The organism is Actinophytocola xinjiangensis (assembly GCF_001921215.1).
GTDB classification, from domain to species: domain Bacteria; phylum Actinomycetota; class Actinomycetes; order Mycobacteriales; family Pseudonocardiaceae; genus Actinophytocola; species Actinophytocola xinjiangensis.
Genome location: NZ_MSIF01000029.1, coordinates 1 through 11379, shown reverse-complemented (window position 1 = coordinate 11379; position 11379 = coordinate 1). Strand labels below are relative to the sequence as shown.

The following is an 11379-nucleotide window of genomic DNA, read 5'->3' as shown; positions in this document are numbered from 1 at the left end:
CTGAAACCGGAGCACGATGACCAACGACCGTTACGTCGAGGCACTGCGCGCGTCGCTGCGGAAGATCGAGCTGCTGGAGCGACAGAACCAGCAGCTCGTGGCGAGCGCGGTCGAGCCGATCGCGATCGTCGGCATGGGTTGCCGGTACCCCGGCGGGGTCACCTCTCCGGAGGAGCTGTGGGACCTGGTGGCCGGCGGGCACGACGCGGTCGGCCCGTTCCCCGCCGACCGGGGCTGGGACCTCGGGGCGTTGGGCGGCGGCGAGAGCCTGACCGTCGAGGGCGGCTTCCTCGACGGGGCGCTTGACTTCGACCCGGCGTTCTTCGGGATCTCGCCGCGTGAGGCGACGGCCATGGATCCGCAGCAGCGACTGCTGCTGGAGGTCGCGTGGGAGGCGCTGGAGCGGGCCGGTATCGCCCCGGACTCACTGCGGGGCAGCAGGACGGGCGTGTTCACCGGCACCACCGGCCAGGACTACTCGACGGTCGTCATCGACTCCGACGACGACCTGAAGGTCTACGGCAGCACGGCGTTCGCCGCGAGCGTGCTGTCCGGCCGGATCGCCTACGTGCTCGGCCTTGAGGGGCCGGCGGTCACCGTGGACACCGGCTGTTCGTCCTCGCTGGTGGCGATCCACTGGGCGATCCACGCCCTGCGGTCGGGGGAGTGCTCGGTCGCGCTGGCCGGTGGCGCCACGGTCATGACGACCCCGGCGCCGTTCGAGGCGTTCACCGCACAGGGCCACGGCCTGGCCGCGGACGGGCGGTGCAAGGCGTTCTCCGAGTCGGCCGACGGCACCGGCTGGGGCGAGGGCGTCGGCGTGGTGGTGCTGGAGCGGTTGTCGGACGCGCAGCGCAACGGGCATCCCGTGCTGGCCGTTCTACGCGGCTCGGCACTCAACTCCGACGGGGCGTCCAACGGGCTGACCGCTCCGAACGGCCCGTCACAGCAACGGGTCATCCGTGCCGCCCTCGACAGCTGCGGACTGTCCACGCAGGACGTCGACGTCGTCGAGGCACACGGAACGGGAACCGACCTCGGTGACCCGATCGAGGCGCAGGCCCTGTTGGAGACCTACGGCCAGGATCGGTCGACGCCGCTGCTGCTCGGCACGGTGAAGTCGAACATCGGGCACACCCAGGCCGCCGCGGGTGTGGCCGGCGTGATCAAGATGGTGCAGGCACTCCGTCACGGTCTCGCGCCCGCGACCCTGCATGTCGGTGAGCCGTCGTCGCATGTGGACTGGGCCGCCGGTTCGATCGACCTGCTCACCGAGGGCACCGAGTGGCCGTCGGTGGACCGTCCGCGCCGGGCCGGGGTGTCGGCTTTCGGCATCAGCGGCACCAACGCCCACGTGATCGTCGAGCAGGCGCCGGTCGTGGTCGCCGACCCGACACCGGTCACCGTGACACCGTCGGCGGTGCCGTGGGTCTTCTCCGCCCGCTCGGCGGCCGCACTGGACGAGCAGATCGAGCGGGTCACCGCCGCGACGGCCGGTCGGTCCTCCGTTGACGTTGCGTTGTCCCTTGCCGGCCGGGCGATGATGCCTCATCGCGCGGTGTTCGCGGACGGCGCCGAGATCGCCCGTGGGGTCACCGGCGACGGGCTGACGGGATTCCTGTTCTCCGGCCAGGGGTCGCAACGGCTCGGGATGGGTCGCGAGCTGCATGCGCGGTTTCCGGTGTTCGCGTCGGTGTTCGACGAGGTCGTGGACCGGTTTCCGGGGCTGCGTGAGGTTGTGTGGGGTAGTGATGTCGACAAGTTGAGTCGGACGGGGTGGGCGCAGCCGGCGTTGTTCGCGTTGCAGGTGGCGTTGTTCCGGTTGGTTGAGTCGTTCGGTGTTGTGCCGGACTGTCTGGCTGGCCATTCGATCGGTGAGATCGCGGCGGCTCATGCGGCGGGTGTGTTCTCGTTGGATGACGCGTGCACCCTGGTGGGTGCGCGGGCGCGGTTGATGGAGGCGTTGCCTGAGGGTGGCGCGATGGTGGCGGTGCGGTGTTCCGAGGACGAGTTGACGTTGACCGGGGGTGTGTCGGTCGCGGCGGTGAATGGTCCGGATTCGGTGGTGGTGTCGGGTGTCGAGTCTGAGGTCATGGCGGTGGTGGGGGACCGTAAGTACAGGCGGCTGGCGGTGTCGCACGCGTTCCACTCGCCGTTGATGGACCCCATGCTTGAGGCGTTCCGGGCCGCCATCGCCGGGATCTCCTTCGCCACGCCGACGATCCCGTTGCCCAAGGACGTCTCGTCGGTCGACTACTGGGTCGATCAGGTGCGCGACACCGTCCGCTTCGCCGATGACGTCACCACGATGACCGACGCCGGGGTCACGACGTTCCTGGAGATCGGACCCGACGGCACGCTGTCCGCGCTCACGAACGGGATTCCGTTGCTGCGCAAGGACCGCGACGAGGAAACCGCGTTCGTCGCCGGTCTCGCACGCCTGCACACCGTCGGCGTCACCCCGCGCTGGCACGCCCTGTTCGACGGCACCGGCGCCCGCCGTGTCGACCTGCCGACCTACCCGTTCCAGCACGCCCGCTACTGGCCGTCGAACCCGAAACACACCGGCGACCCCACCGGGCTGGGACAACGCGCCGCCGGGCACCCGCTGCTCGGTGCTGTGGTCGAGTTGGCCGACGATGGCGGCGCGGTGTTCACCAGCCGCCTGTCGTCGGCAACCCACCCGTGGCTCGCCGACCACGTCGTCCTCGGCCAGATCCTGTTCCCCGGCACAGGCTTTCTCGAACTGGTGGCCCACGCGGGCGACGAGCTCGGCTGCGGCCGCGTCGAGGAGCTGACCCTCGCCGCGCCGCTCGTGCTCACCGGAGCGGTCCGACTCCAACTCCGCCTCGGCGCCGCCGACGCGCAGGGCCGCAGAACGGTCAGCGTGCACAGCCTGCCCGACAACGCCGACGACGGCCCGTGGGTACGGCACGCGAGCGGCACACTGTCCCCGGCCGACCCACCGGGAGTGCCGCTCACCGAGTGGCCGCCGCCGGGCGCCGAACCCGTCGAGGTCGGCGACCTCTACCGCGGCCTCGCCGAGGGCGGCCGCACCTACGGCCCGGTCTTCCAGGGCCTGCGCGCGGTCTGGCTCGCCGAGGACACCGTCTACGCGGAGGCCGTCCTTCCCGATCCGACCGGCAACCATGCCGCGGCGGCGCCCTTCGGGCTGCACCCGGCGCTGCTCGACGCCGCGCTGCACGCCGTGTCGTTCGCCGACCTCGGGGTCATCAGCCGCGGCGGGCTGCCGTTCACGTGGGAGGGCGTCTCCCTGCACGCGGCGGGCGCCACGGCCGTGCGTGCCCGGCTGGCCCGCACCGGCGAGGACTCCGTGTCGATCGTCGTCGCCGACACCCACGGCGAGCCGGTGCTGTCGGTGGACCAGCTCGTGGTGCGGGCCGTGTCGGCCGAGCAGCTCGCCGTCGCCGGGGTCGTCGACCGGGACGCCCTGTTCCAGGTGGACTGGGTCGCCGCCGCGCCGGCCGGGGCGGCCGTGGAGGACGCGCCGTGGCTGGAGTCGCTCCCCGACGGTCCGACCCCGCCGCTGGTGCTCACCGAGGCGACCGGCGCGAGCGCCGACCCCCTTGCCGCCACCCGTGACCTGACCGCCGAGGTGCTCACCCGCCTGCTGTCCTGGCTGGCCGCACCAGCGCACGCCGAGTCGACCCTCGTGGTGGTCACCGACGGCGCGACGACCGGTGACGACCTCGCCGCCGCCGCGGTCTGGGGCCTGGTGCGCACCGCGCAGGCAGAACACCCGGGACGGTTCCGGCTCGTCGACCTCGACGGGTCCCGCGAGCCGCTCGGCCGGGCACTCGCGGTCGACGAACCCCAGGTGGCCGTGCGTGGCGGCGAGATCACGGTGCCCCGGCTGGCCCGTACCCGTCCTGGCACCGGCGAGAACCCGTGGACCGGCACGGTGCTCGTCACGGGTGGCACCGGCGGGCTCGGCGCGCGGATCGCCCGCCACCTCGTCACCGCGCACGGGGTGACCGACCTGCTGCTGCTGTCCCGAGGCGGCCCGGCCGCCGCGGGGACCCTGGTCGAGGAGCTGGCCGAGGCCGGCGCCACCGCCGAGGTCGTCGCGTGCGACGTCGGCGACCGCGCGGCGCTCGCCGCGACCCTGGCCGGCCGCGAGATCGGCGCCGTCGTGCACACCGCCGGTGTCCTCGACGACGGCCTGCTCGTGTCCCAGACCCCGCAGCGGTTCGACAGCGTACTGCGTCCGAAGGCCGACGCCGCCTGGTACCTGCACGAACTGGTCGGCGAGGTCGGCGCTTTCGTGCTGTTCTCCTCCGCGTCGGCCACCCTGGGCAGCCCAGGACAGGCCAACTACTCGGCGGCCAACGCCTTCCTCGACGGCCTCGCCGCGCACCGCCACGCACTCGGCCAGCCGGCGACCTCCCTCGCGTGGGGGCCGTGGGACCGGACCGCCGGTATGACCCGAGGGCTCAGCGAGTCCGACGTGGAGCGCCTGGAGCGCTCCGGGATGCCGCCGCTGACGGCCGAGGCGGGGGTCGCGTTGTTCGACGCCGCGGTCGCCGCCGGACCGCCCGCGCTCGTACCGGTGCGGCTCGACCTGCCCGTGCTGCGGACCATGGGCGACGTGCCGCCACTGCTGCGCGGCCTGGTCAGGGCGCAGGGCAGGCGCGCGGTCACGGTCGTCTCGGCCGCCGCCGACGACCTCGTCGGCAGGCTCGCGGGTCTGTCGGCCGACGAGCGTCGCGCGACCGTCCTCGGTATCGCCCGCACGGCGATCGCGGCCGTGCTCGGGCACGCCGACGCGGCGGCGGTCGACCCGGCCGCCCCGTTCACCGACCTGGGATTCGACTCGCTCACCGGGGTGGAGCTGCGCAACCGGCTGACCGAACAGACCGGGCTGCGGTTGCCGGCGACCCTCGTGTTCGACCACCCGAGCGCCACAGCACTCACGAACCACGTGCTCGACGAGCTGTTCGGGTCGGATGTCGACCTACCGGCACCCGTCCGCGCCGCGGTGACCGGTGACGACCCGATCGTCATCGTCGGCATGGCCTGCCGGTACCCGGGCGGTGTGCGGACTCCCGAGGACCTGTGGGACCTGGTCGCCGACGGTCGGGACGCGATCGGCGGGTTCCCCGAGAACCGAGGCTGGGACCTCACCGCGATCTACGACCCCGACCCGGCGGCGGTCGGTCGCACCCACGTCACCGACGGCGGTTTCCTGCACGACGCGGGCTCCTTCGACGCCGACTTCTTCGGGATGAGCCCCCGGGAGGCGCTCGCCACCGACTCCCAGCAGCGGCAACTGCTCGAGGTCACGTGGGAGGCGATGGAACGCGCGGGCATCGACCCGTCCACCCTGCGCGGCAGCCGGACCGGCGTGTTCGCGGGCGTCATGTACGGCGACTACGTGAGCCTGCTCGGCGACGACGAGTTCGAGGGATTCCGCGGCGCCGGAGCCTCACCGGCCGTGCTGACGGGTCGCCTGTCCTACACGTTCGGGTTCGAGGGCCCGGCGGTCACCGTGGACACGGCGTGCTCGTCGTCGTTGGTGGCGATGCACCTCGCGGCACAGGCGCTGCGCTCGGACGACTGCTCGCTCGCCGTGGCCGGCGGGGTGACCGTCCTGTCGACCCCCATGCCGTTCGTCGAGTTCTCCCGCCAGGGTGGACTGGCCGCGGACGGCCGGTGCAAGGCGTTCGGGGACTCCGCCGACGGTGTCGGCTGGTCCGAGGGCGTCGGCATGGTCGTTCTGGAGCGGCTGTCCGACGCGAAACGCAACGGGCACCGGATACTGGCCGTCCTGCGGGGATCGGCGGTCAACCAGGACGGCGCGTCGAACGGGATGAGCGCACCGAACGGCCCGTCGCAGAAACGGGTGATCCGACAGGCGTTGGCGAATGCCGGACTGTCGACCCGGGACGTCGATGTCGTCGAGGCGCACGGCACCGGAACCACGCTCGGTGACCCGATCGAGGCGCAGGCGTTGCTGGCGACCTACGGCCGGGACCGCGAGACGCCGTTGCTGTTGGGCGCGATCAAGTCGAACCTGGGCCACACCCAGGCGGCCGCCGGGGTGGCGGGCGTGATCAAGATGATCGAGGCCATGCGGCACGGCGTGGTTCCGCCGACCCTGCACGCGGACGTCCCGTCCACGCACGTGGACTGGTCGGCGGGTGAGGTGGAGCTGGCGACGACCGCCGTCGACTGGCCCACCGTCGACCGTCCCCGGCGGGCGGCCGTGTCGTCGTTCGGGATCAGCGGCACGAACGCGCACGTGATCGTCGAGCAACCGCCCGCCGAGCGGGAGGTCCCCCGGCCGAGGGCCGGTGCGGTCCCCTGGGTGGTGTCGGCGAAGACGGACGCCGCACTGGACGCACAGCTGGACCGACTGACGGCCGTGGATCGCACGGCCCATGACGTCGGCTTCTCCCTGCTGACCCGATCCTCGTTCGACCGCCGGGCGGTGCTGCTGGACGGGGTGGAGGTCGCCCGTGGTGTGGCGGCGCCCGGCCGGGTCGCGTTCCTGTTCGCCGGACAGGGCGCGCAGCGCCTTGGCATGGGCCGGGAGTTGCACGGGCTGTTCCCCGTGTTCGCCTCGGCGTTCGACGAGATCGTGGACCGGTTCCCCGGGTTGCGGGACGTGGTCTGGGGTGACGAGGAGTCGTTGACCCGGACGGGTTGGGCGCAGCCGGCGTTGTTCGCGTTCGAGGTGGCGCTCTACCGCCTGGTCGAGTCGTTGGGTGTTCGGCCGGATGTGCTGGTCGGTCATTCGATCGGTGAGATCGCGGCTGCCCAGGTGGCCGGCGTGTTCTCCCTGGATGACGCGTGCACCCTCGTGGAGGCACGTGCCCGGTTGATGCAGGCGTTGCCCGAGGGTGGCGTGATGGTCGCCATCCGTACCTCTGACGTGACGCTGTCCGACGGGGTGTCGATCGCGGCGGTCAACGGTCCGGACAATGTCGTTCTCGCGGGTGTCGAGGCCGAGGTCATGGTGGCGGTGGGGGACCGTGAGCACAAGCGGCTCGCGGTGTCGCACGCGTTCCACTCGCCGTTGATGGACCCGATGCTGGACGATTTCCGTGCCGCCATCGCCGGGATCACCTTCCAGGAGCCCGTGGTCGCCTTCGTCAAGGATGTGGCGAACCCGGAGTACTGGGTGCGGCAGGTCCGGGAGACCGTGCGGTTCGCCGACGACGTCGCCGCGGCCGGTGCCGACACGTTCGTGGAGATCGGCCCTGACGGCACGCTGTCCGCGCTGGTCGACGGGATTCCGTTGCTGCGCAGGGACCGTGACGAGAACACGGCCTTCCTGACCGGGCTGGCCAGACTGCACGTCGCCGGAACCACGGTGGACTGGACTCCGTTGGTGGCCGGCGGTCGACTCGTCGACCTGCCCACCTATGCGTTCCAACACGAGTGGTTCTGGCCCGCGCCGTCCGGCAGGACCGGCGACCCGGAAGGGCTCGGGCTCGTCGCGGCCGACCACCCGCTGCTCGGCGCGGCCGTGCCGCTCGCCGACGGCGACGGCCTCCTGTTCACCTCCCGACTCTCGCTCGGCACCCAGCCGTGGCTGGCCGACCACACCGTCGGCGGCCAGGTCCTCGTTCCCGGCACCGCACTGCTCGAACTCGCCATCCGCGCGGGCGACGAGGTCGGTTGTGGGCACGTGGCCGAACTGGTCCTCGCCGAACCACTGGTGCTGCCCGCCCACGGCGCCCTCGCGCTCCAGGTGGCCGTTGGCGAGCCCGGCGCGGACGGCAGCCGGCCCGTGACCATCCACTCCCGTCCCAACGACCGCCACGACGCGCCCTGGACCAAGCACGCCACCGGTTCCCTGAGTACGGCCGGCCCGGCGGTCGAGTCGGATCTCGCCGCCTGGCCACCGGCCGACGCGACACCGGTCGACCTCACCGGGTTCCACGACGGCCTCGCCGAGGCGGGATTCGTCTACGGGCCGGTCTTCCGCGGTCTGCGCGCCGCCTGGCACGCCGGCGACACCGTGTACGCCGAGACGGCCCTGCCGGACGTGGTCGGCGACGCCGACCGCTACGGCCTGCACCCCGCGCTGTTCGACGCCGCTCTGCACGCCATCGGCGCCGCCGGCCTCGGTATGCCCACGGGCGCGGTGCCGTTCTCGTGGGAGGGCGTGACCCTGCACACGGCCCACGCGACCACGGTGCGCGTCCGCGTCACGCGCACCGGTGAGGACCGCGTGTCCCTCACCCTCGCCGACCCCGCCGGCGGCGCTGTCGCCACGGTCGACGCGCTCGTGTTGCGTGCCGTCGACCCGGCGGGCGCGCTCGTGCGTGACGCTCTGCACGGTATCGACCAGGTGCCGATTCCGCTGCCCGGCGACCCCGCCACGGCGGCGATCCTCGGTACCGACCCGTTCGGTCTCGACCTGCCCGCCTTCGACAGTGACGCGGTGGTTGGCCGACCGGAGGTGGTGCTGGCCTGCCTCGAAGGGACCGGTGACCCGGTCGCCGACGCACACGACCTCACCCACCGGACGCTGACCCTGATCCAGGACTGGCGGCATCCCGCCCGCCTGGTGTTCGTCTCCCGCGCCGGTGACCTGCCCGCCACGGCCGCGCACGGGCTGGTGCGTTCCGCCGACGCCGAGCAGCCCGGCAGGTTCGGCACGGTCGAACTGGCCGACGGCTGGACCTCCGCGACGCTCCTGCTCGCGCTCGCCGCCGACGAGCCGCGGCTCACTGTCGGCACGGACGTGACCGCCGCACGTCTCGTGCGGGTGCGAGCCACGGCCGCACCCACCACCTGGGCCGGCACGGTCGTGGTGACCGGCGGCAACGGAAGCCTCGGCGCGCTCGTCACCCGTCACCTCGCCGAGGCCCACGACGTCACCGACCTGTTGCTGCTGTCCCGAACCGGCACCGTGCCCGACGCACTGTCCGATGTGGACGGGGTGCGGGCGTCGGTGTGCGACGTGGCCGACCGTGCCGCACTCGAGTCGGCCCTGAACGGTGAGACCGTCTCGGCCGTGGTGCACGCCGCGGGCGTACTCGCCGACGGCACGATGGAGTCACTGACCGCGCAGCGGATCGACACCGTGTTCGGACCGAAGGTCGACGCCGCCTGGCACCTGCACGAGCTGTTGCCCGCCGCGACACACGTGCTGTTCTCCTCCGCCGCCGGGGTGTTCGGCGCCGCGGGACAGGGAAACTACGCGGCCGCCAACGCCTTCCTCGACGCGCTCGCCGAGCACCACCCCGACACGGTCTCGCTGGCCTGGGGCCCGTGGACGGTGGGCATGGCAGGCGATGTCGACGAGGCCCGCACCGGAATGCCGGCGTTGTCGACCCAACAGGGCCTCGCCCTGTTCGACGCCGCCCTCGCCGCCGGTCGGTCGACCGTGGTCCCCGTGCGGCTTCCCCGCGTGCGAGGCGGACAGGTTCCGCCGCTGCTGCGCGGACTGGTCCGGGTGCCGACCCGGCGTGGCGTCGCCAGGGTGTCCGACGCGGCCCCCGGCCTGATCGGCAGGCTCACCGCGCTGGGAGAGGCCGACCGGCTCACCCTGCTCACCGACCTCGTCCGCGGCCAGGTCGCGGGAGTGCTCGGCCACCCGAACGTCGACCGGGTCGACCCCGACCGCGCGTTCCACGAGCTGGGGTTCGACTCGCTGACCGCGGTCGAACTGCGCAACCGCCTCACCACCGAGACCGGGCTGCGGCTGCCCGCGACACTCGTGTTCGACCACCCGTCGACGACCGTCCTCGCCGAGTACCTGGCGTCCGAACTGCTCGGCACCGTCCCGGTGACCGAGATGGTGGACCCGGTCACCACGGCAGGCCAGAACGACCCGATCGTCGTGGTCGGCATGGCCTGCCGGTTCCCCGGCGGCGTCGCGACCCCCGAGGACCTGTGGCGGCTCGTCCGTGACGGCGTCGACGCGATCACCGACCTGCCCGGCAACCGAGGCTGGGACCTGGACTCCCTGTTCCACCCCGACCCGGACCGGCCGGGCACCTCACACAGCGCGTCCGGCGGGTTCCTGCACGACGCCGGCCTGTTCGACCCCGCGTTCTTCGGGATGAGCCCCCGTGAGGCGCTCACCACCGACGCACAGCAGCGGTTGCTGCTCCAGGCATCCTGGGAGGCGTTGGAGCGAGCAGGGATCGACCCGGCCTCGTTGCGTGGCAGCAGGACCGGTGTGTTCGCCGGGGTGATGTACAACGACTACGCGGCGTTGCTGCGGGGCGAGGAACACGAGGGCTACCAGGGGCAGAGCAGCGCGGCGAGTATCGCGTCCGGGCGGATCGCGTACACGTTCGGGCTGGAGGGCCCCGCGGTCACGGTCGACACCGCGTGTTCGTCGTCGTTGGTGGCGATGCACCTGGCCGCCCAGGCGTTGCGGTCGGGGGAGTGCACGCTGGCGCTCGTCGGCGGGGTGACGGTGATGTCGACGCCGTCGCCGTTCGTCGAGTTCTCGCGGCAGGGTGGTCTGGCTCCCGACGGGCGGTGCAAGGCGTTCGGGGATTCCGCCGACGGTGTCGGCTGGTCCGAGGGCGTCGGCGTGCTGGTGCTGGCCCGACAGTCGGACGCCATCCGGTCCGGGCGGCCGGTACTCGCGGTACTGCGTGGCTCGGCGATCAACTCCGACGGTGCGTCCAACGGGTTGACGGCGCCGAATGGTCCGTCGCAGCAGCGGGTGATCCGTCAGGCGTTGGCCAACGCTGGTCTGTCGACCCGGGACGTCGACGTGGTGGAGGCGCACGGCACCGGAACCACGCTCGGTGACCCGATCGAGGCGCAGGCGTTGCTGGCGACCTACGGCCAGGACCGCGAGGCGCCGCTGCTGCTGGGCACGGTCAAGTCGAACCTCGGGCACACCCAGGCGGCCGCCGGTGTGGCCGGCGTGATCAAGATGATCGAGGCCATGCGGCACGGCGTGGTCCCGCCGACCCTGTACGCGGATGTCCCGTCCTCACGGGTCGAGTGGGCCGACGGTGAGATCGAGCTGGCGACGACCGCCGTCGACTGGCCCCCCGTCGACCGTCCCCGACGGGCGGCCGTGTCGTCGTTCGGGTTGAGCGGCACGAACGCACACGTGATCCTGGAAGCGGGCCCTGCCGCGCCCGCGCCCGCCAGTACCGCCGTGTTGCCGTGGTTGGTGTCGGCGAAGTCCGCCGAGGCGTTGGGTTCCCAGGTCGATCGACTGTCCGGTGTGGATCTTCCGGCTGGGGACGTGGCGTGGTCGTTGCTGTCCCGGTCGTTGTTCGCGCACCGCGCTGTGCTGTTGGATGGTGTGGAGATCGCCCGTGGTGTTGCCCGGCCGGGGCGGTTGGGTTTTGTTTTCGCTGGTCAGGGTGCGCAGCGGGTGGGGATGGGTCGTGAGTTGTGTGACCGTTTCCCGGTGTTCGCGTCGGTGTT

General features: G+C 72.4%; 1 protein-coding gene. It reads left to right on the top strand.

Annotated elements, in window-relative coordinates:
- Nucleotides 1–16: 16 nt before the first annotated feature.
- A partial coding sequence (locus tag BLA60_RS36330; protein ID WP_154814841.1) for a type I polyketide synthase occupies nucleotides 17–11379 on the top strand: 11363 nt, incomplete at its 3' end.